Genomic DNA, 21,562 nt, shown 5'->3' with positions numbered 1-21,562 from the left:
TTCCTCCTTTCTTGATCAATATCATTCTTCTGTATCTTTAGACGTTTTGAACTCATTTTTCTTTACGTTTTCAAACGGATCTGTTTTAGAGTGCGGTGAAACGGCTTGATAGCCCAGGCGTTTGCGTGCCTCCATCGCATACTCGGCATCCTGCCCGTGATCGACGTATTTTAGGTGTGTTGATGAGAACGTTAATTTATCAACATTCTCCGGAAGCATAAGTTCATCATACTTCTCTTTTGTCAGCTTAGGAGAATCGCTTTGAGTCTTTTTCACCCAACTGTTAAAGTCTTTTTCAGTTACTGCTTTTACATCGAACTTCTGATCGGCAAAGTGTTCACCCGTGAAGTTCGCGTTACGGCCTTCGTAAGTTCCCACTTCGTCAGCCTGTAAGTACTGATCCATCAGCATTCCCGCCATCGCGTATTTTTGTCCTCCAAGCTGAGGAATCCATAGCGAAGCCATTGAATCTGCCGATGAAATTTTGAACAATACCGGACGGTCTACAGGGATATTTAAGTAGTTGACCGTTTCAATATCCTGTTCAGGGTAACTGAATACCCATTTCCAGTCTACCGAAGTAGCGTACACAACAAGAGGCTCTTTATCCTTTGTTGCTTCAGGAGCCTTTTCTAACGAATATATCGTCTGTACGGTAGGCACAGAAAGTGCGATAACGATTAAAATTGGGATCACTGTCCAGACTACTTCTAAAAACGTGTTGCCGTGCATATCCGGCTTGTAATTTCCGTTGTCTTTGTCTTTACGGTCGCGGTATTTTACTAAGATAATGGTAAAGAGTACGAATACGACCCCGACAATAAATAACATGAATCCGATTGATAACAGGATTAAATCGCTTTGCTGATCAGCGACAGGACCTTTCGGATCTAACACGGAAATATTGCTGCATCCTCCAAGGACAAAAACTGCAGCCAACATCGCAAATAAAAGTATCGGTTTAAATGCTCTGAACAAGAAGATCACCATCCTTCCTATTGATATAATAAAGCTGAAATGCATGCTTCCTCAAAATCTTTTCTCTACCTTAGTTATGCTATCAAAATCTTCTCTTATTAGCTTTATTTTTTTCTAAAGTTCATCCTTTTTTCGAGTAAATGTCATAAATTCGACATAAATTGCTCCTACTATTTTCACACTTATCACTTAACATAAGAAGTTTTTAGATATTTCAGCATATAGGTACAGAAAGATGATGAAAAACTTATTCTGTCAAATAAAGGTTTACCACAATAAAAAACTTTGGTCAATCATAAATTTCATTTTGTTAATCTTTTCGCCTTGGAAATAATTTTCCCACTGTTTGAATAAATTCGCACGTTTACCATTTTAGCGTAAGATATTCTGAAAGAAAAGGTCGAAAACAGTCGGGATATGCTGTCAGCAGTTCAGATTTCGCCCAGCATATTCAAATGTTTAGTATAGACAAACTTGAGGAAGGATATAGGTAAATAAAAAAATAGGAAGTGTTAATGATGAGTATTATTGTTTCTTTAATTGTTGCTATTATTATCGGTTGGCTCGGAAGCCTATTTGTAAAAGGCAGTATGCCCGGCGGAATTATCGGGTCTATGATCGCTGGACTTATCGGTGCCTGGATCGGACACGGTCTGCTTGGCACATGGGGTCCCAGCCTTGCCGGCTTCGCCATCATTCCTGCGGTGATCGGCGCAGCGATTGTTGTTTTCCTTGTCAGCTTATTAGCCAGACGCAGAGGATAATAATGAAGAGCCAGATCATGACAGATGATCTGGCTTTTATGTTGCTTTGAAAAGACAACAAGTGAAGCAGAGACTTTCTCATCGGGAATGCCTGCCGAATCAGCATGAAAAAGCCTCAATCCTATGGATTGAGGCTTTTTTCAGGTACAACTCCCAAGCAGCTGATAAATCGTTTAAACGCTTTTTTCCCTTCAGGAGTCTGCTTAAATACTCCGGCGTGTTCCAAAATGCTCGCAAACACATTACCCAGCTCTTCTCTTATGATTTGTTCCGCATTTTCATTGGTTATCGTTCGCTTTTCAAGGAGCTCCAATGACCAGTCAAGGTGTTTTACGATTAACGGATTGTTTTTTATCGCCGTTTCAGGATCGGCAGAACACAATGCTGCCGCCGTTTCTTTCATTTCTTGTTCTAAACGTCCCGGTAATATGGCAAGGCCCATCACTTCGATCAATCCGATATTTTCTTTTTTTATATGATGAACTTCCTGGTGGGGGTGAAAAATACCAAGCGGATGCTCTGCGTTTGTGCGGTTATTTCTCAGCACGATATCCAGCTCATACAGCTCCCCTCTTCGTCTTGCGATCGGTGTGACTGTATTGTGCGGCGTGTCGTCTGTATAGGCTATAATATCCGCCGTTTCATCAGAATAGCCCCGCCAAGCATCCAAAATGCTGTCAGCCGCTTCAGCGATCATGGCCGGATCACTGCTCTGAAGCCGCAGCACAGACATCGGCCATTTCACGATGCCCATTGTAACGCCGGGGTGATTTTGCAGGGTGTACACTTCCTCCATTTCAGCTTGCGCCATCGGAAAATCATGGGCTCCGCCCTGAAAGTGGTCGTGGCTTAAAATACTGCCGCCGACTATCGGGAGATCGGCATTTGAACCGATAAAATAGTGCGGAAATTGGCTGATAAACGAAAGCAGCCTTTCAAATGTTTTTTTGCTGATCTGCATCGGTTCATGTTTATCCTTTAATACAATGCAATGCTCTTGATAATAGACATATGGCGAAAATTGCAAATACCACTGTTCGTCACCGAGTATGACAGGAATGATTCTGTGGTTTTGACGGGCGGCTTGGTTTAAACTGCCTTGAAACCCGACATTTTCTTTACAAAGAACACATGGCGGATAATGGGATTGCTTCTGTTCTTTTGCTTCTGCAATCGCTTTTGGGTCCTTTTCGGGTTTTGATAAATTAATTGTCAGCTCCAGCACGCCATACGTTGACGAAACCGGCCAATGGAGATTGTTGGCGACTCTGTCAGACCGAATATAGTACACGTCCTCAGAAAATTGATAAAATTCTTTGGTGGCCTGTTCAGGCCCGTTCAATAACTTCGTTTCTTCAAATTGGCGGATTACGGCAGAAGGAGGGGGAACAAAGCAGCCCATGAGCTTGGCGCTCAGGAGATCGCGGTAAGTGTCAGTGTTGTTTTCAATGCGCCCATTTTCCGCCGCCCACTCATAAATGGGAGAAAGCAGTTCAGGAAGGCTGTGCGGCGCCTGTTTTTTGTTTTGATTATGTACAAGTTCAGCGTTCTGTATTTCCAGCGCTTCAAACAGACGGTTTCTCGTATAATCAACATCCAAAATCGAGATCAGTTTCTTTCGCAGACCATATTGAATGAGTTCCTCAATCTGTTCAAAAATCGTCATGATCAATCCCCCTTCAGTTCTCCCGCGCCTTCTCCTATGTCCGCGACGTAAAAATCAGCTTTAATTCCTGTTCTTTCTTTGTAGGCAGCTCCCGCTTTTTCAATAAAGTCTTCAACCGCCTGGTCCTTCACGATACTGATCGTACAGCCGCCAAATCCTGCCCCCGTCATTCTTGAGCCGATAACTCCTTCATGGGACCATGCCGCATACGCCAATTCATCAAGTTCGGGGCTTGTGACTTCATAATCGTTTTTCAGAGAAAGATGGGATTCTTTCATTAATGACCCAATTTCATCAAGTTGGTTTTTCTTGAACATCTCAGCGGTTCTGATCGTACGGTCATTTTCATAGACCGCGTGCTTTGCCCTGCGCCTGTTCGTTTCATTTTGGATGAGATGGGCATACGAATCAAAATCAGAGGGGCTGAGCTCACCCAATGATGCAATCTCCAGTTCTGTCTTGAGGTCTCGGAGTGCTTCTTGGCATTCCTGCCGTCTCGCATTATAGCTTGATCCCGCAAGTGATCTTTTTTTGTTCGTATTGGCGATGACTAAAGAAAGTCCTGAAACATCAAGCTTGCTATATTCATAGGACAGCGTGTCACAATTAAGGAGCATGGCGTGGCCTTTCTTCCCCATCCCGATTGCAAACTGATCCATAATCCCGCAGTTTACTCCGATAAACGTGTTTTCCGCATGCTGAGCCATTTCCACCAAATGAAGCGCATTCAACTCAGGATGAAAATAGGTTTGAAGCACAACAGCCATCAGCAGTTCAATAGAAGCAGAAGAAGAAAGCCCGGCACCGTTTGGAATATTTCCCGAAAAAGCAATATCAAAGCCATTGGGAATTGCATATCCTCTTTGCTGAAATTCAAAAATAACGCCTTTTGGATAATTAGCCCAATCGTCATCTTTGGTATAACGGAGGTCATCAAGCTTGAATTCTTTTACGCCTGTTTCCTTAAAATTCTCCGAAAACATCCTAACCAGCCGGTCCTTTCTTTGAGAAACAGCAGCAAATGTACCGATTGTCAGAGCGCATGGAAATACGTGCCCGCCATTATAGTCAGTATGCTCTCCGATGATATTCACTCTTCCCGGTGCGAAAAAAAACCTTAATCCGTCTTGCTTCCCGAAAACACTTGCAAACGTCCCCTTAACCGCTTCCCGCATGTGCATCACCTTTCATGACTTTTATTGTTTATTTCCCGGAAAATCCCCTGTGAAACCGATAAGCTGCTGCTTTGGCTTTACACACCCTCTTCTGTCGTTTTTTTAAACACCAGCCATTTGCTTGCAATATAATTCACTACGACAATCACTACGTTATCCAGTATTTTGGCTAACGTTTCATTTGTGTGAAATTGGCTGACAAGTAAAATCATCATTCCTAAATCAATCCCGAGAGACAGCAAACGCACGCTGAAAAACGCCGTAAGCTCCTTTAGGAGGCTCCGCATGTCGCTTGTTTTTTGCTGAAACACATAAATCTTATTCGTTATATAAGCGAAAAGAACAGACAAAATCCATGCGATTACCGTCGCGGTTTTGTAATCCGTATCAAGAATCTCTACCAGGATATAAAAGCTCGAGATATTCACCGCGGTTGTAAAAATGCCCATAATGATGTACATGATCATCTCTCTGTACTGCTTCATATGTTCCTCGCTTTCTTGAAATCTTTTCTATTTAGCATATCATTTTGCCTTAAAATCTGACTAGCATAATGGGGTTTTATCATCTGAATTCTTATCTGCTTTTAAAAAGACGGAAAGTGCATCAAATAAACTGCGAAATGACACAGAAGTCCCTAACACATTTGATTGCTTAACAATTCCGTCGATCGCGGCACACATTAGTTTAGCCGTATATTCTGTATCAATACTGTCTTCAACGAGGTTTCTCTCTTTCAGCCATTGAATATAAAAGATATTTTCTTCTATCCAAAGTTCGTACAGCATGTAATAGGCTTTGTACTCCTGCAGCACTTTATAAGTGGGCATATTTAACGCAAATGATGCAATGTCCCAAGATGGTTTGCTGTTGAGGTGGCAAAACAGCAATTCAGCCGCTCTGCCGGCTGCATCCTGCAAAGTCAAAGGCCGCGCTGATATCCTTTCAATTTCATTAAGATAATCAGTGATGATCCTTTTCCTTATCTTCCGACGGTCTAAGAGATGCTTTAAGTAGTCTTCTTTTCCTTCAAAATGAACATAAAATGCTCCCTTACTAAACCCCGCCGCTTTGCTGATTTCCTCTATAGACACCATGTCATATGCTTTATCAATTAATAAAGTAAGGCCTGCGTCAAGAAAACGCTCAAACGTTTCTTCTCTCTTTATCTGAAATTTGTTTTTTTTCATTTTTTACTCCAGCCGTTTGATCATAATCTTATCTTACACCGGATAATTCTTTAGCGGTATTTTTTTCTCGGACAGAAGATGATATTCGGATATAGAGGGTAAATGTTAATAGGGAATATGATTTATTTTAATTTACATACTACCCAGTCAGTATTTAATTGTTTATTATTAGGGTTAAGGATCTTTTATGTTTTTTGGTTATTTTAGTCAGTTTTTTAGGGATTAGGTAGGTGAATTTCCCTTCTGTTTGCGATAGCAGGACAGCAATGTGTGAAATTTGTTGCACAGACGCTAAATCGGCGCGCCGGCTTGGTCTCTATCTTATTGCACAAATGTTGCGGGAAAACATTTTATTCAATTGGAGGGTCTTATGAAAACTCATGTAGAGAAGGATTTAGACAAAGATTGGCATAGGTTAATTCAAGAAGCCAGAACCATGGGTTTATGCATTGATGATGTCAGACAATTTTTAGAATCAGAAAAAGTGGTGAAGAAGAACTCGGCACTGCACACATACATCCGCCACGACTAACGTTAAAAGGCGGATCTTTTATCCATGATCTAATATATGATTTCTACTCTATTAGCCGATCTGAGTTTTCACATAAGCCCTTCCTTCGGCAAGGTTCTGATTCATCTATGAATGAACCGGCTTGATGGACAAGCATTGGTTATTCTCGGAGCAGCTCCCCATAATATCTTTAATAGACGCCCCGCTTGTTTGTGTACCTCCGTCAGGCTGACAGCCGGGTATACGATCACCTCTTGGCACATATCATGAGCAATAACTGCCATTTAAGAGGTGATACCCAAATGAATTCAGATTTCCTTCCCTTTTATGACCAAAAGAAAAAGAACTATTACGAGGGGCTGAACCCCTATCTGCTGAAAAAAATAAACCGCCATTGGAAGACGGTGCTGGATGTCGGTTGCGGCACGGGAAATTTAGGTGAAGCGCTGCAAGATCAAGGCATTACGGTTTATGGTATTGAGGCATTTCCCGATGCAGCCCAACAAGCGGGGAACAAGCTGGCACATGTCTTATGCGGAGATATTGAAAGACTGGCGCTTCCTTATGAGCCGGAGCAATTTGACTGCATATTATTCGGCGATGTTTTGGAGCACCTTGTCAATCCGTGGTCAGTGCTGGAAAATCTTCGCCTTCACTTAAAAAAAGATGGCACTGTGCTTGCCTGTGTGCCGAATGTCGGGCACATCTCTGTAGTGTTGGAACTGTTGGCGGGAAAATGGACGTATACAAAAGCCGGCTTGATGGATCAAACTCATTTACGCTTTTTCACGCTTCATGAGCTTTACGCTTTATTTACGGAGAGCGGCTATACCATCAAATCAATTGAAACGATTCGCGTTAATCACCCTTCTTATCACAATGCAGTTGAGGCTTTGCATAGGGTGTGCGTTCAGCTCGGCATTCGGCAAGATTTTTTGACTGAGGCGTCTGCTTACCAATATGTCATTGAAGCCGGGAGAAAAGGAGAATGAACCAATCGTCTGTCTTATTTGTTGTCTGCGTAAACGATGAGGCGCTTTACAGCCAATGCATCCGCCATATTCTGCATCTTGCCGTGCCTCCTTCTTACTCCTATGATATTCTGCCTGTACGCGGTTCAACTAGTATGGCATCCTCTTATAATCTCGCTTTGGATCATCCTTCCAAATACAAAGTTTACCTGCATCAAGATACATTTATTATCCATCGGAATTTCCTGAATGATGTGCTCCAGCTTTTTCAACAAAATAAAGAGCTGGGGCTGCTTGGTGTGGCCGGATGTGAGACAATGCCTTCAAACGGAATATGGTGGGAAAGTGAGCGGAAGGCCGGAAAAGTGATTGAATATAGAGCGGGCTGCTTTTCTACGCTGCAATTCGAAAGCAGCGGCAGCGAAAACCATTCGTTTACGCCGGCTGAAGCTGTTGACGGTTTATTAATCGCTACCCAATATGATCTAAAATGGCGGGATGACCTGTTTGAGGGGTTTCATTTTTACGATTCCTCCCAATCCATTGAGTTTCAAAAACATGGTTTTCAAATCGGCATTGCCCGGCAGGAAGAACCTTGGTGCCTTCATTACTGCGGCGATTCATTTGACGCAGAAGCGTATGAAAAAGACAGAAAGATATTTGTCAGGCATTATATCACAAACAGTCCCCGCTAGCAGACTGTTGATTTTTTGTTTTTCGGCGGTGATATTGACGAATAAATCAAACTTTCAGCTCATACCTATTGATGTACCTTTGTCCTTGCTTCATCCCCATTAAAAGGAGGAAAGCCATGTCTGACCGGGAAATCAATTACAAGCAAATTGCTGAATCGCCGTCTTTTCAAACCTTTTTAAAACAGAAACACGCATTTATTGTACCCGTTACGATCTTCTTTTTTGCATTTTACTTCTTTCTGCCTGTCTTAACGTCTTATTTTACTTTTTTGAACAAACCGGCAATAGGGGCTGTATCTTGGGCTTGGCTGTTTGCCATGGCTCAGTTTGTCATGACCTGGACACTCAGCACATTGTATTCCAGAAAGGCAGCTCAGTTCGATCGTTTTGCAAGCGCATTACAATCAGAGCTGAGAGGTGAAAAATCATGAATCCGACCGCTTTTATTTTGTTTTTGCTGATTGTAGGGCTGACGCTTGTCATTACGTATTTTGCCGCGAAGCAGACGAAAACGACAAGTGAGTTTTATACCGCGGGAGGCGGGCTGTCCGGTATTCAAAATGGACTGGCGATTGCCGGGGATTATATGTCGGCTGCGTCTTTTCTCGGTATTGCCGGAATGATTGCGCTGAATGGCTTTGATGGATTTTTTTACAGCATCGGGTTTCTTGTCGCTTACCTCGTCGTACTGTATATTGTCGCCGAGCCGCTTCGAAATCTCGGCAAATACACGATGGCCGATATGATCGCGGCACGGTTTAAACAGAAAAAAATCCGCGGTGTTGCCGCCCTTAATACGATTGCGATCTCAACACTCTATATGATCGCCCAGCTGGTGGGAGCGGGCGCGCTGATCAAGTTGCTGCTTGGAATTGATTATACGGTCGCTGTACTGATTGTCGGAGTGCTCATGACCATTTACGTCGTGTTTGGCGGGATGATTGCCACAAGCTGGGTGCAAATTATTAAAGCCGTTTTGCTCATGGCTGGAACACTTGTCATTTCGATCATCGTTTTTTCTAAATTCGGCTTTAATCTCAATACAATGTTTGAACAAATGAAGACCGCCACACCGCTCGGCGCCGACTTTTTAAATCCCGGCAACAAGTATAAAGTGCCGCTTGAGACATTGTCTTTAAATTTGGCACTCGTTTTGGGAACGGCTGGGCTGCCCCATATCTTGATACGGTTTTATACCGTCAAGGATGCCAAAACCGCACGTACGTCTGTGGTATCGGCAACATGGATCATTGGCATTTTTTATATCATGACAGTCTTTCTCGGGTTTGGGTCGGCCGCTTTTGTCGGATTTGACGCCATTACAGCGGCGGATCAAGCCGGTAACATGGCCGCTCCGCTTCTCGCCAAGGCGCTTGGAGGAGACTTTTTGTTTGCGTTTGTCTCAGCGATCGCCTTCGCCACCATTCTGGCAGTGGTAACAGGGCTTGTGCTGTCTGCGGCCTCAGCCTTCGCCCACGATATCTACAGCCAAATCATCAGAAAAGGAAACGCGACTGAGAAAGAGCAGATGAAAGCGGCCAGATGGGCTTCTGTAGCCGTGTCTGTTCTCTCTATCATTCTTGCGATTTTCGCACAGTCGCTGAATGTCGCATTTCTTGTCGCCCTGGCTTTTGCGGTCGCCGCAAGCGCGAATCTTCCGCTGATTGTGTTCACTGTCTTCTGGAAACGATTCAACGCGGCAGGCGCTTTATGGGGAAGCCTTACAGGACTTTTGAGTGCGCTCATCCTTGTATCAATGAGTCCGAGTATATGGGACCCGGCGGGAGGAGCGATTTTTATCGGCGACCCGCTGATTCCGCTTTCTAATCCGGGAATCATCTCCATTCCGCTCGGCTTCCTCGGTGCGTGGCTCGGAACGTTGCTTTCGTCTAAAAACAAAACAGATGAAGATACGTTTGCAGAAATTCAGGTGAAGGCCCACACCGGAATTCATATGAATCAGAAATAGCAAAAAGCTCTCTAAACGGTTGTTTAGAGAGCTTTTTTCCATAGGACAGCCTCAGCTCATTTTATTTGATTCTTGCTCAATTATTTTTTCAAACATTTCTTTACTTGCGGCGCCTGGAATTTTTTCGTCCCCAATGATAAACGTGGGGACAGCTGTGATGTCAGCTTCTTCGTAAGCGTGCTGAAGGGCTTTTTGTTGTGTGCCCTGATATGTTCTCGATTCGAGTGCGGCTTTGAACCTTTCGCCGTCTAACCCGACTTCCTCAGCAAGCTTCGTGAGAACTTCAATGTCCCCGATATTTTGTTCTTCCTGAAAAAATGCGGTAAACACTCTTGTGTTATATTCATGCCCTTTATTGTGTTCCTTAGCAAAGTGAAACCCTTCAAATGCCAAATCTGTGTATGGATGCGGTGATACATTCGGGAACTTGATGTCTACTCCCAGCTTTTGCGCCATCGGTTCAATAGACGTTTTCCACATCTGCTGCTTGGCAGGATCATTTACCGGGTCTAATTGAGGGGCCGGGCTTGGACGCAGTTCAAACGGGAGCCACTCCACTTCGACATCCTTTCCTTTTATGGCTTCTTCAAAGGAAGCCTTCCCTACGTAACAGAATGGGCATACATAATCTGAATATACTTTAATGTGTACGGTCATAGTTGTCTCCTTTCAATTTATATCTATCATAAACTGTAACTTAAAAAGTTACAACTAGTTTTTTTAAAAAAGAAGCTAAAGAAACTTCCTTTTTTTCAGGCGGTTTTTATGGCATGCAAAAAAGGGCTGCTTGTAAGGCGGCAGCCCTCAGATTTCAAAAATAGGCGGCCGAATTTTTCCGGCTCGTCCTTTATAACTTTGCTTAGCTGGTTGGCTTCTGCTTTTGAATCACTTGATAAAAATGCCGCGCGGACTCTTCCGGATCTTGGGCCATACTGATGGCGCTGATCATGCTCACACCATCTGCGCCCGCTTCAATGACAGGAGCGGCGTTTTCTAACGTGATGCCCCCAATGCCGACTATCGGGATGCTGATTCCTTGCCGCCGAACCGCTTCAATCAGAGAAACGCCCTGCACTGCTTTTGTATCCTTTTTCGTTTCTGTCTGGTATACCGGTCCCATACCGACATAGTCTGCGCCGTCTGCCTCGGCCTGCTTGACCTCAGACATCGTATGGGCGGAAACGCCAAGAATCATATCGCCTATGGCGGCCCTGACCTCTTTTGCGTCTGCGTCATCCTGCCCGATATGAACGCCGTCCGCCTTGAGTTTTACTGCTAGTTCGACATCATCGTTTACGATAAACGGGACACCGGCTTTTCGGCATACGGCCTGCACCTTTTCAGCAAATACAAGCTGATCGGCGCCGATTAGCGCATTACTGCCTTTTTCCCGAAATTGAAACAGAGTGACACCGCCTTTTAATGCTTTTTGCACAACTGACAGCGGTTCAGCCTCTGTATTATTAGATCCCATAATGAAGTAAACCGATAATAAATCCTTCATCATTTCCCGAGAAATACGTCTCATCATTCTGTCACCCTTTCTATTGATGCAAGCTCAATGATCTCTTTTTCTGAAAGTGAATAGAGCTGGTTCAGCAGTTCAATCTGGAAGCTTCCCGGCCCTTGATGTGATGTATGCCTTGCAGCCAGCTCGGCCGCGGCGCCATATGAGGCAATGGCCGATACCGCTGCCTCCAATGTGTCTTTTTCCACCGCACAAAAAGCGCCGATGACCGATGTGAGCAGACAGCCTGCCCCTGTCACTTTCGTTAACAGCCTGTGGCCGTTACGAACGGTATATACGTTTGATGTGTCTGCGATCGTATCTATTTCACCGGTAATGGCGATGACTGTATTCAGCTCTTGGGCCGCTGTTTTAGCCAGCCCGATCGTGTCGCCTCCGCCTTCTCCGGTGTCTACGCCTTTTATCATCCAATTCTCAACACCGACGGTATTTGCTATTTCGGCCGCATTCCCTCTAATGGCGGAAAGACGGACCTCACTGATGATGTCACGGGCAGATTTGGTGCGAAACGACGTGGCTCCCGCTCCGACGGGATCAAGAATAACCGGCACGCCATGTTCGTTCGCTGACTTCCCTGCAAGTATCATCGCTTCCACCGATTCCTTACTGAGCGTGCCAATATTTAAGACGAGAGCTCCAGCGATTTTCGCCATGTCTGCCGCCTCTTCTTTAGCGTAGGCCATAACGGGAGACGCGCCCAGAGCCAGCAGGCCGTTGGCGGTGAAATTCGTAACGACATTGTTGGTTATGCTGTGGACAAGCGGGCTTGTTTGCTTAACGGTTACTAAGTGTTTCGCTGCTGTTTTTGCATCCAATTTACATCATCCTTTTCTCTCTTTTTTAGGGCCCCATAAATATGATTTCGTGTGCTCAAGCCAAGCTCTTGCCGCAAAGGGCAAATAGCGGTCCTTTCTCCAGATAATCGCGAGGTGCCAAGGAATGACCGGATCAACAAGCGGTATTACTTTCACCTTCTCAGGATCAAGGCCCCGGCAGATTCGTTCCGGCAGCAGCCCAATACCAAGATTAGCGGACACCATTTCGCTGATAAAGTCCCATTGTGATGTTTCATAAATGATATGGGGACGGAAACCGGCCTTTATACATTCCATCATAATTCGGTTATGAAGGACAAAATCCTCCCTAAAGAAGATGAAGTGCTCATCCTTCAGATCGCTTAAACTGCTTTCTTCCTCAGACGCCAAGCGGTGAGTCGGATGAACGACAAGCATCAAGGTTTCCTTTACAATGGTAAAGGAATGGAACATATCCTCGCTTGCGGGAAGAACTACGACCCCAATATCGAGAGAGCCGTCCCCTACCCCTTCCTGCACTTTAATTGATCCGTCCTCGACAAGCTGAAAGGTCACGTTAGGATAATTCACACGAAAATCGCCGAGTACTCTCGGAAAAAACCCTGATCCGATCATCGGCGGCAAACCGATGCGCACATGCCCCTTCTTGACCTCCATAATATCATTAAGCTCTGACGTTAAGTTTTGAAATGATTTAATGATTTCTTGAGCTTGTATATACATACTTTGGCCTGCATCAGTCAATTCAACCTGTCTGCCGTTCCGATAGAAAAGCTCGATTCCAAGCTCCGCTTCAAGATTTTTAATCATTTTTGAGATGGTCGGCTGGGATACGTATAATGACTGCGAAGCCTTCGTAAAGCTCTTAAACCGTGCAACCTCCAAGAAATATGTCAGATGGCGGATATCCATTTGCTTCAGTCCTTTCTATAGACAAAAGGAATAGTTAGTATTCAACATATGTATTTTACCTATAGTATAGCCTCGTGTATACTCATTATATAAAGGGAGGCATCAATATGAAAAAAATGTTGCTTACCGTTATTCAAATCGCTCTGTTATTTATATTTGCGCGCCTGATGAACTTGCTGACAGCGGTTCTGCATATAAATATTCCCGGCAGTATAATCGGGATTGTGATTCTTTTCACATTGCTTCATTTTAAAATCATCAAACTTGAATGGATAGAGCTTGGTGCAGTGTGGCTTCTTGGGGAGCTGCTTTTATTTTTTATCCCCTCTGCCGTCGGAGTGATTGAATACGGAGACATCATGTCAAAATTCGGTGTAAGTATTTTGCTTGTTGTGGTGATCAGCACGTTTGTCGTGATGGTGTCTACAGGAACGCTTACACAGCTTATCGCAAAAAGAAAGGAGAGAAAAAATACGTGTTCATCGGAATTATAAGTTTGTTTTTAACGGTTTTGGTGTATATGGGGGCGAAAAAGGTATATGCCCGCCATCCGAAAGTTTATACATCACCGTTGTTAGTGACGCCCGCTGTTTTAGTCGGATTGCTGCTGCTTGTGAATGTCCCGTACGAGACATATAATCTTGGCGGTGAAATGCTGACCGATATGCTTCAGCCGGCAACTGTCGCGTTCGCTATTCCGCTTTATAAATATTTCCCGATTTTAAAAAAATACGCCGTTGAAATCATTTTGAACGTGGCAATCGGTTCTTGCATCGCCATTATTTCAACAGCTCTCATTGCAAAATGGCTTCACCTCGGCACAGGCTTAATTGACAGTCTTGTCCCGAGATCAGTGACAACGCCGATTGCGATGAATGTTTCGGAAATGATCGGCGGAATGCCCGCGGTAACCGCTGTGTTTGTCATTTTGACAGCCTTGTTGGGAACCATCATCGGCCCGATGGTCATCCGCTATTTCCGCATCGACAATGAAATCGCAAGAGGCGTTTTGCTTGGCACAAGCGCCCATGGAGCCGGAACGTCAAAAGCATTTGAGCTCAGCTCTGTGTCCGGCACGATTTCCAGCGTATCAATGATTCTTGCGGCGATTATGACGCTTTGTGCTGCGCCGTTTTTGCTTTCATTTATGTAAGAGATTCATAAATAAATATAAAAAACACCATTTCTGAGTTAATAAGAGAAGTGGTGTTTTTATATTATTTATAATTAATCAATATTACTTAGGAATAGTTACGCGCCCCTCTTTCACTTCATATATTTGATCACTAATTAATTCTAGAAAATATTTATCGTGACTTGAAATAAGAATTAACTTGTTTCTTTTTTTATATTCATTCAAAAATATCTTAATTCTATCAATCGTTGCTTCATCCAGTGCATTTGTTGGTTCATCAAGTATCAACAAATCTGGATTTTCCATTATAGCTTGCCCTATAGCTAATCGTTGTTTCATCCCCAATGAGAACTTCTTATATTTTCTTGAGTCATTCTTGTCCAAACCCACAACATTTAAGGCATGATTTATATCCATGTCTGTCGCTTGCTTTTTGATAGAAGCAAGTACTTTTAAGTTTTGTTTACCAGTTAAATGAGGGATAAATTCTGGATTTTCAATAACAATTCCCATGCTCTCTGGAAACGAAATATCCTTATGTAAAATACTTTGATTTACAGTTATAACCCCTTTTTCAGGCACCAGGAGCCCTGAAATAACTCTGAAAAGCATTGATTTTCCTGAACCGTTAGCGCCTCTAAACCCATAAATGTTTCCTGATTCCAACTGCAGCGAAACATTGTTTACTACCATGTTGGAGTTCAGCGTTTTTGTTACATTCTCTAATTTTATTGTAAAAGACATATTGTTCTCCCTTTAGAAAAAGTTTTGACGACTAATTCTCCTTATCGCTAAAATTACCCAAAAAATCATAATAAGAAAAAAGAAAAGCAAATAACTACTATGAACATAATCTGCATGTAGTTGAAACGCATAACTGACAAAAGAATAGCTGCCTGGAATAAAAGGAATGTTTACCCACACAGGCAGTATCAACAATCCATATACTATGATGAAGGACAGAATGGGTTTTACTCTTAAAGTAAATACAGACTGACATATACCACAAATCACAAATGTTAAGAAGACTGTAAAAAATGTGTAGATTGTATCATTGTTGTAGTTAAAACTTCCATGTCCAATAAAAACTGCTATATGCACTAATAAAATCAGTAACAGACAATAACTGCAACTTAATAATATAGTGTAAAGTAGTTTACCAAATAACCAACGTTCTCTTGATGAACATCTAGTAAGGGTAAGAGAAAGCATGTTACTTCGTTGATAATATAAATAATTACCGTTTAATAACAAGTAAAAACCGCAAATAAAGAAATAAGGGAAAGGTAAAGAAAAAACTCTATTTCCCATTATTGACTCCCAAACTGAATTAATATTAATCATTTGCAGGCTATGGACAATCAGAAGCAGCAACAAAATATTAACAACAATCCAAATTATCCATGCCCATTTATTTTGTCTCCAAACATTTTTCATATCATATAAATACATTCGTTGTTATCTCCTCAACATTTGAAAAGATTTTGTTAATTTCACGCAAATTAAAGTCAGAAAAACAATTACAAACAAAAGATACAATCTGTCATAAAACAACTTATAAAGTGAATAATCAATGGTAGAAGATATAGCTTGAATGAATAAAATAGAAAAAGAGTCGTACATATCATTGAATAAAATCATAAGTACAATAATTGAACCAATTAAAGTTCCATAAACAGGGAGCTTTAATTCGAACATTAAAATAATTAATTGCACAATAATTAAGATCATTAACCATCCTAAAAGCAAATATATTATTTGCATCACTTCATCCACATTAACAATCTGAAGACTATTCATAAACATACCAGGTTTTAAAATCAATGCCGTAAGGATTGTGGTTAATATTGATAATACTAAAAACACAATAGTTCTTAACAAAACAAGCATTGATAGAAATCGAAAAAAAATCTTTCTGTTATTGAAACGGGAAACAACATAATTTGAAAAATGCCAGCTATTCATATTTAATAAAAAAATACACACTGTCATGAAACTCGTAGGTGAGCCCAATATATTTGAAAGAATCCTTATAAAGCTAATGTTTGTTACTTCGTTTAATGTATTATTATAAAATACACTCATATTCAACAACATCAGAGCTATAAGAGTAAATAAAATCCTTGTATGATTTATTTTTAGCAAGTAATACAAAAAATTATGACTGAGCATATTTTTTCATTCCAATAAAACAGCCTATTAAAGATAATATTAAAACGAAAGATGGTACTACAAAAACATAAAATACTGAAATTCCTGTAATCGATTGAATAGGATTCATTAATAATATCGGTGATAACTGCGGATAAAAAATTTCAAATACAGGTTCTAAAACTAAAACAATTAAAAATGGAGCCAAATATGCTAGATACCTATTCTTTAAGAAACTGGACAGACATACTCCCAGAATTGCAAAAGAACCTGCATAATAAAACAAAATTAATATATATATTAACATGTACATATTTGGATGATACTTCACAAGCTGATGGAACATATGATAGTTTTCAACAAATTGTCCACTTGTTAAATTATCCCCAAACATTACTGTCATTAGTACAAACGATAATATAAATGGAAAAACAAACAAGAAACCACCACTAACAAATGCTGTTATCAATTTTGCTCCAAAATACTTGATTACAGAACTGCGAGTTATAACAAATTGAAAATAACCGCTTTTCTTTTCTTCTAATACACTTGTGCTATACGGCAAACAAGAAATTAAAGCAAATAAAAAGATTAACATCCCACTAATAGCCCAATCATTTGTACCTAGCCAGAAATATAGCGAAAAGCTCAAATGCGCTTTATCAAAAAAAGGAAGAGTAAATTTTTGATAGACAGACACAAAAATATCTATTGCAAAAAGGATAATCATAATTAATAAGGAGAATTTGTATTTATTCGACCCTAAAACATCTTTGATATTATTTTTTAACAGTTGATAAAACAAAAAAAAACCTCCAATTCAAATAACCAGAAAGAATAAAATCCTTTCTAGTTATTAGGAAAATTCTATCTATCTGTGACTATCAGGACTCCAAACTCCTTTTGCAGAAATAACTACTGCGTTTGAAGTACCTCTTACTTCTCCAGCTACTCTCACAGAAGTCTTACCATTTTTCTCGTATGCAACATTTGGAATGTTCTTATGTTGACCGCTCGTAATATCTATGTAGTGACCGCCTGATACAGTATCTTTTTTATCTTTATCAACAACTCATAAACGTAATGTGCGATCTTTACCTATCCAAGAGTTTTTTTGATACACCAAAGAATCATTATACTTGGTTCTTGCTGACGTATATGCATTAACATGGTACCCTAATAACTCCTTTTTATTAGATAGATAAGGATTATATACAAATAGTTTCCATTAGTCAAATAGTCATTTGTATTTTTTTTGCTTTTTTCAAAGAAATCCCTTCCCCAGATGATAGATTGCCGAGGATCATTCACTATTTCCGCTTTGATAACGAAATCGCGCGGGGCGTGCTGCTTGGCACAAGCGCACGGAGCCGGAACGTCAAAAGCATTTGAGCTCAGCTCTGTGTCCGGCACGATTTCCAGCGTATCAATGATTCTTGCGGCGATTATGACGCTTTGTGCTGCGCCGTTTTTGCTTTCATTTATGTAGAAAAACGACTGTCCGCTTTTAATGAGACAGTCGTTTTTTAGCTTTCCGTCATGTGCTTCGCTATTTTTCATCATTATCTTTATAAGCATTGATATACTATAATGAATACGAAGAAAAAAAGCGCAATGCAGCGCAGAAGAACGGATGTGTTTTATGAACGGCCAGCAGCGAAGCAATATCTCCAAAGGCTTGGAGGTTGATATCGTCCTAAAAGCGGACCAAAGAACCGGAAAGCTGACAAGGGGCGTAGTGAAAGACATATTGACGAAATCAAGCTTTCACCCGCATGGGATTAAAGTTCGGCTTGAAGATGGCAGTGTCGGCCGCGTCCAGCATATTATTTCAACCTAAAAAAAGCTGCTCTTGAACCGAGCAGCTTTTTTATATCTTTATTTTTTTTGAAGAAAGACAACCTTCAAGTAATTTCCTTCTTTAAACGCTGGAATCGTTTTGAAGTCCTCAGGCAGCGTATACTCTTCTAAAATGGTATAGCGTTCATTTGTTTCTTTGAACGCGGCGTCGATAAAGCCTTTAAATTTCTTCATTCCGAAGGCGCTGCTGTTCGTGGATGCCACAATTACGCCCTTATCAGCCGTGATCGCTATCGTTTCTTTCAGAAGATTTTTGTAATCCTTAGCCGCGCTGAATGTATGCTTTTTTGTACGGGCAAAGGAAGGCGGATCGAGAATAATCAGATCAAAGCGCAGTTGTTTTTTTGCCGCATAGGAGAAATATTTAAAGACGTCCATTACTTTAATGTCGTGGGCCTCATAATCGAGTTTGTTCACACTGAATTGCTCAATCGTTTTCGCCAAACTGCGGTTGGCGACATCAACGCTTGTTGTTTTGTCCGCTCCGCCAAGCGCCGCCGCGACTGAAAATGCCCCTGTATAAGAAAACGTGTTTAAAACGGTCTTCCCGTCTGCATAGCGGTCTCTGATCGCCTTCCGCACATGCCTCTGGTCTAAAAAGATGCCGGTCATGGCGCCATCGTTTAAATCGACCGCAAATTGAATGCCGTTTTCCTTCACTATAATTGGAAACTCGCCTTTTTCGCCTTTGACAAAGTCATCATCCTCGACATATTGTCCTGCCGTATCAAAGCGTTTTTTCTCGTAAATTGCCTTATAATCAATATCCAGCTCATCCAAAGCGGCAATCAGCATTTGTTTAAAAGTATAAACGCCTTGGCTGTACCATTGAAGCAGCAAGTATCCGTCATAATAGTCAATGGTGACACCGCCGACCCCGTCGCCTTCGCCATTGAAGATGCGAAAAGCCGTCGTATCAGATGCAGCAAAGAGATGGTCCCTTTCCTGTACGGCCTTTGTTAATTTACGCAGAAAAAAAGCCCGGTCGGTTTGTTCCTCTTTATTGCGGGACAGCACCCAGCCGACTCCCTTATTTTGCAGGCCATAATAGCCCCGTGCGAGAAACTCGCCGCTTTCCGTTACGATATCAACAAGATCGCCTTCTTTTAGGTGCGCCGCGCTGCCGGCGAGGGCTTCTTTTTCAATGAGCGGATAGCCTTTTTTTATTTTTTCAGCGAATGCTTTTTTTAGAGTGAGTAGCTTCATATATGTCCTTCCTCTTTCTGTTTGCTTTTTCTTATCGTACCACAAAACCTCAAGATGTCTGCATTAACAGAAAGGAAAGGTTTTTCTACGATAGACAAAAAGAGATACTCAGGAGGATCATCATGGCGACAAAAAGAATTGACCACACGGGCATCATGGTAAAGGACATCAATACATCCATTTCGTTTTATGAAGAAGTACTCGGCATGAAATTGAAGGATCGTATCACCCACACAAACGGTGTAATTGAACTCGCCTTTCTAGGATTTCAAGATGGCCCTGAAACAGAAATCGAGTTGATCCAAGGCTACAGCAGCGAGCTTCCATCTGAAGGAAAGGTGCATCATATCGCCTTATTAACGGATGACATCGCAGCGGAATTTACAAAAGCGCAGAGAATGGAAGCCACATTCATTGATGAAGAGATTACTACACTTCCAAACGGATACCGTTATTTTTATATCGAAGGACCCGACCGCGAGTGGATTGAGTTTTTCCAAAGATAAAGAAAAGACAGGTAAAGCAAGTGATCCGCTTGCTTTTGCCTGTCTTTTTCTAAGCGCTTACATATCAAGGGGCGTTTCTTTTGTTTCAGAAGCGGTTTGGTCGGCCTCACTTTCTTCTTTCCATTTTTGAAAATCCCACATTCTAAAGAACGGATAGTAGATGACAAAGGTAATCAGCAGATTCACAAGCTGCATGACGGAGCCGGAAATTTTGCCTCCTGTCGCAAGATATCCCGATATAAGCGGCGGCATTGTCCATGGAACGGCAATTCCCGCGGGCTTTGCCACCAAGCCGGTGCTCATGCCGATATAAGTCGCTGTAATTGTTATCAGCGGCGTGACGATGAAAGGCACAATTAACAGAGGGTTCATGACAATCGGCATTCCAAATATAATCGGTTCATTGATATTAAATAAGGCGGGGCCGATTCCCAATCTGCCAAGCTGCTTCATCTGTTTGCTGCGGGACCGAACAAGCATTGTCAGCACCAGTGCCAGCGTGGCGCCGCTTCCGCCGACATTGATCCAGATTTGGAAAAACTGCGTGGTAAAAATGCTCGGCAGCGCTTCTCCTGCCTGAAAAGCAAGGCGGTTGACATCCATTGCCCCGTACCAAATCGGCGCCATGACGCCGCCAATAATGGAAGCGCCGTGAATTCCGCATGACCAGAGAAGCATTTGCACCAATTCTGCGACAAGGCTTCCTCCAAGACTGCCGCCAAGGATTGAGAGCGGTGTTCCAAGCAGATCGCCTACGACATTGTGCAGGCTTTCAAACGGCGTCATTTCAATCAGAAGGCGCGCAAGCCACACAAGAAAAATGATGATAAAGCCTGGAATCAGCGCGACAAATGATTTGCTGACAGCAGGCGGTACACCGTCAGGCATATTAAATACGATATTTTTTTGAATGATGTACCGATATACTTCGGTGGAAAATAAGGCAATAATCATGGCGACAAACAGTCCCTTACTGCCAAGCAATGTAATCGGAATTCCGCCTCCAACGAGAATGGATTCCGTTGAACCGTCCGGCGTAAACGGCACTTCAAACGGTGTTGCTAATAAAAAAGCCGCAATAGAAATCGCCCCGGACGAAAGGGCATCCACCCCGTAGCTTTCCGCCAGCCGATAAGCAATGCCAAAGGCGGCAATCATCGCCATAATATCAAATGAGGCGTTTACCGGATAGGCGAGTTTAACCGCCCACTGATCCCCGAATATACTCGCCATAAAATCGGCGTAACCCGGAATGGGAAGGCTTGTTAGGATTAAAAAGACTGATCCGATAATTATCAGCGGCATCGTAAGAACAATTCCGTCACGCAAGGCGCTTAAATGTCGCTGCCCGGCAATTTTCCCTGCCACAGGCATGACTTTTTCTTCCATAAACTCATTAAATCCACTCATGTTAAAAGCCCCCTTTTCATTTTTCTGTGTGAACAGCCTTGCTGTATTTTCTTTATCATATTTTGAAAACGCTTACAATTGCATATGGATTTTTTCCACTTTTAACGGAAAAAAAATACA

Annotated in this window: 25 protein-coding genes and 1 pseudogene; 11 read left to right on the top strand and 15 right to left on the bottom strand. The window is 42.2% G+C overall.

Going from position 1 to position 21,562, the window contains the following annotated elements; translation table 11 throughout:
• Window positions 1-21: 21 nt before the first annotated feature.
• Window positions 22-987, bottom strand: a complete 966-nt coding sequence (qoxA, locus tag GXP75_RS06830; protein WP_088118530.1) for a cytochrome aa3 quinol oxidase subunit II — start codon at window positions 985-987, stop codon at window positions 22-24.
• A 509-nt stretch (window positions 988-1,496) separates the two neighbouring features.
• On the opposite strand from qoxA, the gene GXP75_RS06825 reads away from it, so the two are divergent.
• Window positions 1,497-1,742, top strand: a complete 246-nt coding sequence (locus GXP75_RS06825; RefSeq protein WP_003326408.1) for a GlsB/YeaQ/YmgE family stress response membrane protein — start codon at window positions 1,497-1,499, stop codon at window positions 1,740-1,742.
• A gap of 121 nt (window positions 1,743-1,863) precedes the next feature.
• On the opposite strand, the gene galT is transcribed toward GXP75_RS06825, so the two are convergent.
• The 4 genes from galT to GXP75_RS06805 form a co-directional block, all read right to left on the bottom strand.
• The gene (galT, locus tag GXP75_RS06820; RefSeq protein ID WP_242556438.1) at window positions 1,864-3,408 is read right to left on the bottom strand and encodes a UDP-glucose--hexose-1-phosphate uridylyltransferase; all 1,545 of its coding nucleotides are present in this window, start codon (window positions 3,406-3,408) and stop codon (window positions 1,864-1,866) included.
• Window positions 3,409-3,410: 2 nt separating this feature from the next.
• Entirely contained in the window at window positions 3,411-4,583 is a 1,173-nt protein-coding gene (locus tag GXP75_RS06815) for a galactokinase (protein WP_242556437.1), read from the bottom strand.
• Window positions 4,584-4,660: 77 nt separating this feature from the next.
• Window positions 4,661-5,044, bottom strand: coding sequence for a GtrA family protein (locus GXP75_RS06810; protein ID WP_242556751.1), 384 nt, complete (start codon window positions 5,042-5,044; stop codon window positions 4,661-4,663).
• Window positions 5,045-5,128: 84 nt separating this feature from the next.
• On the bottom strand, window positions 5,129-5,773 hold the full coding sequence (locus GXP75_RS06805) for a TetR/AcrR family transcriptional regulator (protein ID WP_214915946.1): 645 nt from the start codon (window positions 5,771-5,773) through the stop codon (window positions 5,129-5,131).
• 370 nt (window positions 5,774-6,143) lie between these two features.
• Here GXP75_RS06805 and GXP75_RS06800 point away from each other — a divergent pair, with 370 nt between their 5' ends.
• The gene (locus tag GXP75_RS06800; protein ID WP_214915943.1) at window positions 6,144-6,305 is read left to right on the top strand and encodes an anti-repressor SinI family protein; all 162 of its coding nucleotides are present in this window, start codon (window positions 6,144-6,146) and stop codon (window positions 6,303-6,305) included.
• A 101-nt stretch (window positions 6,306-6,406) separates the two neighbouring features.
• Here GXP75_RS06800 and GXP75_RS06795 read toward each other — a convergent pair whose 3' ends face one another.
• Window positions 6,407-6,568 carry a hypothetical protein gene (locus GXP75_RS06795; protein ID WP_242556436.1) on the bottom strand — a complete coding sequence of 54 codons (162 nt, stop codon included), beginning with the start codon at window positions 6,566-6,568 and terminating at the stop codon, window positions 6,407-6,409.
• 18 nt (window positions 6,569-6,586) lie between these two features.
• Between GXP75_RS06795 and GXP75_RS06790 the strand changes: the two genes are divergently transcribed.
• The 4 genes from GXP75_RS06790 to GXP75_RS06775 all read left to right on the top strand — a co-directional run bounded on the left by GXP75_RS06790 (window position 6,587) and on the right by GXP75_RS06775 (window position 9,919).
• Entirely contained in the window at window positions 6,587-7,276 is a 690-nt protein-coding gene (locus tag GXP75_RS06790; RefSeq protein ID WP_214915940.1) for a class I SAM-dependent methyltransferase, read from the top strand.
• On the top strand, window positions 7,273-7,950 hold the full coding sequence (locus GXP75_RS06785; RefSeq protein ID WP_214915937.1) for a glycosyltransferase family protein: 678 nt from the start codon (window positions 7,273-7,275) through the stop codon (window positions 7,948-7,950). Before GXP75_RS06790 ends, GXP75_RS06785 begins: the two co-directional genes overlap by 4 nt.
• Before the next feature lie 116 nt (window positions 7,951-8,066).
• On the top strand, window positions 8,067-8,381 hold the full coding sequence (locus GXP75_RS06780) for a DUF485 domain-containing protein (RefSeq protein ID WP_214915935.1): 315 nt from the start codon (window positions 8,067-8,069) through the stop codon (window positions 8,379-8,381).
• Window positions 8,378-9,919 (top strand): solute symporter family protein, encoded by a 1,542-nt coding sequence (locus GXP75_RS06775; RefSeq protein ID WP_242556435.1) that lies wholly within the window; start codon window positions 8,378-8,380, stop codon window positions 9,917-9,919. The genes GXP75_RS06780 and GXP75_RS06775 overlap by 4 nt, the downstream gene beginning before the upstream one ends.
• Window positions 9,920-9,970: 51 nt before the next feature.
• On the opposite strand, the gene GXP75_RS06770 is transcribed toward GXP75_RS06775, so the two are convergent.
• The 4 genes from GXP75_RS06770 to cidR form a co-directional block, all read right to left on the bottom strand.
• A complete protein-coding gene (locus GXP75_RS06770) occupies window positions 9,971-10,576 on the bottom strand; it encodes a DsbA family oxidoreductase (RefSeq protein WP_003326397.1) in 606 nt (201 codons plus the stop codon).
• Window positions 10,577-10,778: 202 nt separating this feature from the next.
• Complete coding sequence (gene thiE, locus GXP75_RS06765; protein WP_214915930.1) at window positions 10,779-11,447, bottom strand: thiamine phosphate synthase; 669 nt, start codon at window positions 11,445-11,447, stop codon at window positions 10,779-10,781.
• Window positions 11,447-12,262 (bottom strand): hydroxyethylthiazole kinase, encoded by an 816-nt coding sequence (gene thiM, locus GXP75_RS06760; protein ID WP_242556434.1) that lies wholly within the window; start codon window positions 12,260-12,262, stop codon window positions 11,447-11,449. Before thiM ends, thiE begins: the two co-directional genes overlap by 1 nt.
• Before the next feature lie 6 nt (window positions 12,263-12,268).
• Window positions 12,269-13,174, bottom strand: coding sequence for a cidABC operon transcriptional activator CidR (gene cidR, locus GXP75_RS06755; RefSeq protein WP_242556433.1), 906 nt, complete (start codon window positions 13,172-13,174; stop codon window positions 12,269-12,271).
• A gap of 107 nt (window positions 13,175-13,281) precedes the next feature.
• Here cidR and GXP75_RS06750 point away from each other — a divergent pair, with 107 nt between their 5' ends.
• Window positions 13,282-13,668, top strand: coding sequence for a CidA/LrgA family holin-like protein (locus GXP75_RS06750; RefSeq protein ID WP_003326391.1), 387 nt, complete (start codon window positions 13,282-13,284; stop codon window positions 13,666-13,668).
• Window positions 13,650-14,327 (top strand): CidB/LrgB family autolysis modulator, encoded by a 678-nt coding sequence (locus GXP75_RS06745; RefSeq protein ID WP_242556432.1) that lies wholly within the window; start codon window positions 13,650-13,652, stop codon window positions 14,325-14,327. The genes GXP75_RS06750 and GXP75_RS06745 overlap by 19 nt, the downstream gene beginning before the upstream one ends.
• Before the next feature lie 84 nt (window positions 14,328-14,411).
• Here the strand turns inward: GXP75_RS06745 and GXP75_RS06740 are convergent, their stop codons facing one another.
• From GXP75_RS06740 to GXP75_RS06730, 3 genes are all read right to left on the bottom strand, one after another.
• The gene (locus tag GXP75_RS06740) at window positions 14,412-15,053 is read right to left on the bottom strand and encodes an ATP-binding cassette domain-containing protein (protein WP_242556431.1); all 642 of its coding nucleotides are present in this window, start codon (window positions 15,051-15,053) and stop codon (window positions 14,412-14,414) included.
• A 12-nt stretch (window positions 15,054-15,065) separates the two neighbouring features.
• Complete coding sequence (locus GXP75_RS06735) at window positions 15,066-15,761, bottom strand: ABC transporter permease (RefSeq protein ID WP_242556430.1); 696 nt, start codon at window positions 15,759-15,761, stop codon at window positions 15,066-15,068.
• Window positions 15,762-16,467: 706 nt separating this feature from the next.
• Window positions 16,468-17,265, bottom strand: a complete 798-nt coding sequence (locus GXP75_RS06730; protein WP_242556429.1) for an ABC transporter permease — start codon at window positions 17,263-17,265, stop codon at window positions 16,468-16,470.
• Window positions 17,266-17,756: 491 nt separating this feature from the next.
• On the opposite strand from GXP75_RS06730, the pseudogene GXP75_RS06725 reads away from it, so the two are divergent.
• Window positions 17,757-17,949, top strand: a pseudogene (locus GXP75_RS06725) (LrgB family protein); the annotation flags it as partial.
• A 153-nt stretch (window positions 17,950-18,102) separates the two neighbouring features.
• On the top strand, window positions 18,103-18,300 hold the full coding sequence (locus tag GXP75_RS06720) for a YwbE family protein (protein ID WP_003326383.1): 198 nt from the start codon (window positions 18,103-18,105) through the stop codon (window positions 18,298-18,300).
• Window positions 18,301-18,338: 38 nt separating this feature from the next.
• Here GXP75_RS06720 and GXP75_RS06715 read toward each other — a convergent pair whose 3' ends face one another.
• Window positions 18,339-19,526, bottom strand: a complete 1,188-nt coding sequence (locus GXP75_RS06715; protein WP_003326382.1) for a class I SAM-dependent rRNA methyltransferase — start codon at window positions 19,524-19,526, stop codon at window positions 18,339-18,341.
• 122 nt (window positions 19,527-19,648) lie between these two features.
• On the opposite strand from GXP75_RS06715, the gene GXP75_RS06710 reads away from it, so the two are divergent.
• The gene (locus GXP75_RS06710; protein ID WP_003326381.1) at window positions 19,649-20,032 is read left to right on the top strand and encodes a glyoxalase GlxA; all 384 of its coding nucleotides are present in this window, start codon (window positions 19,649-19,651) and stop codon (window positions 20,030-20,032) included.
• Window positions 20,033-20,089: 57 nt separating this feature from the next.
• Here GXP75_RS06710 and celB read toward each other — a convergent pair whose 3' ends face one another.
• Window positions 20,090-21,442, bottom strand: a complete 1,353-nt coding sequence (celB, locus tag GXP75_RS06705; protein WP_013390690.1) for a PTS cellobiose transporter subunit IIC — start codon at window positions 21,440-21,442, stop codon at window positions 20,090-20,092.
• Between the last annotated feature and the right edge of the window lie 120 nt (window positions 21,443-21,562).

The organism is Bacillus sp. HU-1818 (assembly GCF_022695965.1).
Lineage (GTDB): Bacteria > Bacillota > Bacilli > Bacillales > Bacillaceae > Bacillus > Bacillus atrophaeus.
Note: the sequence above shows the minus strand (reverse complement) of the source record. Positions and strands in the feature narration are given on the sequence as shown.

Coding starts and splice junctions, on each gene's coding strand:
- GXP75_RS06825 (WP_003326408.1), top strand. CDS start 1,497: ATGAGTATTATTGTTTCTTTAATTGTTGCTATTATTATCGGTTGGCTC.
- galT (WP_242556438.1), bottom strand. CDS start 3,408: ATGACGATTTTTGAACAGATTGAGGAACTCATTCAATATGGTCTGCGA.
- GXP75_RS06815 (WP_242556437.1), bottom strand. CDS start 4,583: ATGCGGGAAGCGGTTAAGGGGACGTTTGCAAGTGTTTTCGGGAAGCAA.
- GXP75_RS06810 (WP_242556751.1), bottom strand. CDS start 5,044: ATGTACATCATTATGGGCATTTTTACAACCGCGGTGAATATCTCGAGC.
- GXP75_RS06805 (WP_214915946.1), bottom strand. CDS start 5,773: ATGAAAAAAAACAAATTTCAGATAAAGAGAGAAGAAACGTTTGAGCGT.
- GXP75_RS06800 (WP_214915943.1), top strand. CDS start 6,144: ATGAAAACTCATGTAGAGAAGGATTTAGACAAAGATTGGCATAGGTTA.
- GXP75_RS06795 (WP_242556436.1), bottom strand. CDS start 6,568: ATGGCAGTTATTGCTCATGATATGTGCCAAGAGGTGATCGTATACCCG.
- GXP75_RS06790 (WP_214915940.1), top strand. CDS start 6,587: ATGAATTCAGATTTCCTTCCCTTTTATGACCAAAAGAAAAAGAACTAT.
- GXP75_RS06785 (WP_214915937.1), top strand. CDS start 7,273: ATGAACCAATCGTCTGTCTTATTTGTTGTCTGCGTAAACGATGAGGCG.
- GXP75_RS06780 (WP_214915935.1), top strand. CDS start 8,067: ATGTCTGACCGGGAAATCAATTACAAGCAAATTGCTGAATCGCCGTCT.
- GXP75_RS06775 (WP_242556435.1), top strand. CDS start 8,378: ATGAATCCGACCGCTTTTATTTTGTTTTTGCTGATTGTAGGGCTGACG.
- GXP75_RS06770 (WP_003326397.1), bottom strand. CDS start 10,576: ATGACCGTACACATTAAAGTATATTCAGATTATGTATGCCCATTCTGT.
- thiE (WP_214915930.1), bottom strand. CDS start 11,447: ATGAGACGTATTTCTCGGGAAATGATGAAGGATTTATTATCGGTTTAC.
- cidR (WP_242556433.1), bottom strand. CDS start 13,174: ATGGATATCCGCCATCTGACATATTTCTTGGAGGTTGCACGGTTTAAG.
- GXP75_RS06750 (WP_003326391.1), top strand. CDS start 13,282: ATGAAAAAAATGTTGCTTACCGTTATTCAAATCGCTCTGTTATTTATA.
- GXP75_RS06740 (WP_242556431.1), bottom strand. CDS start 15,053: ATGTCTTTTACAATAAAATTAGAGAATGTAACAAAAACGCTGAACTCC.
- GXP75_RS06735 (WP_242556430.1), bottom strand. CDS start 15,761: ATGTATTTATATGATATGAAAAATGTTTGGAGACAAAATAAATGGGCA.
- GXP75_RS06720 (WP_003326383.1), top strand. CDS start 18,103: ATGAACGGCCAGCAGCGAAGCAATATCTCCAAAGGCTTGGAGGTTGAT.
- GXP75_RS06715 (WP_003326382.1), bottom strand. CDS start 19,526: ATGAAGCTACTCACTCTAAAAAAAGCATTCGCTGAAAAAATAAAAAAA.
- GXP75_RS06710 (WP_003326381.1), top strand. CDS start 19,649: ATGGCGACAAAAAGAATTGACCACACGGGCATCATGGTAAAGGACATC.
- celB (WP_013390690.1), bottom strand. CDS start 21,442: ATGAGTGGATTTAATGAGTTTATGGAAGAAAAAGTCATGCCTGTGGCA.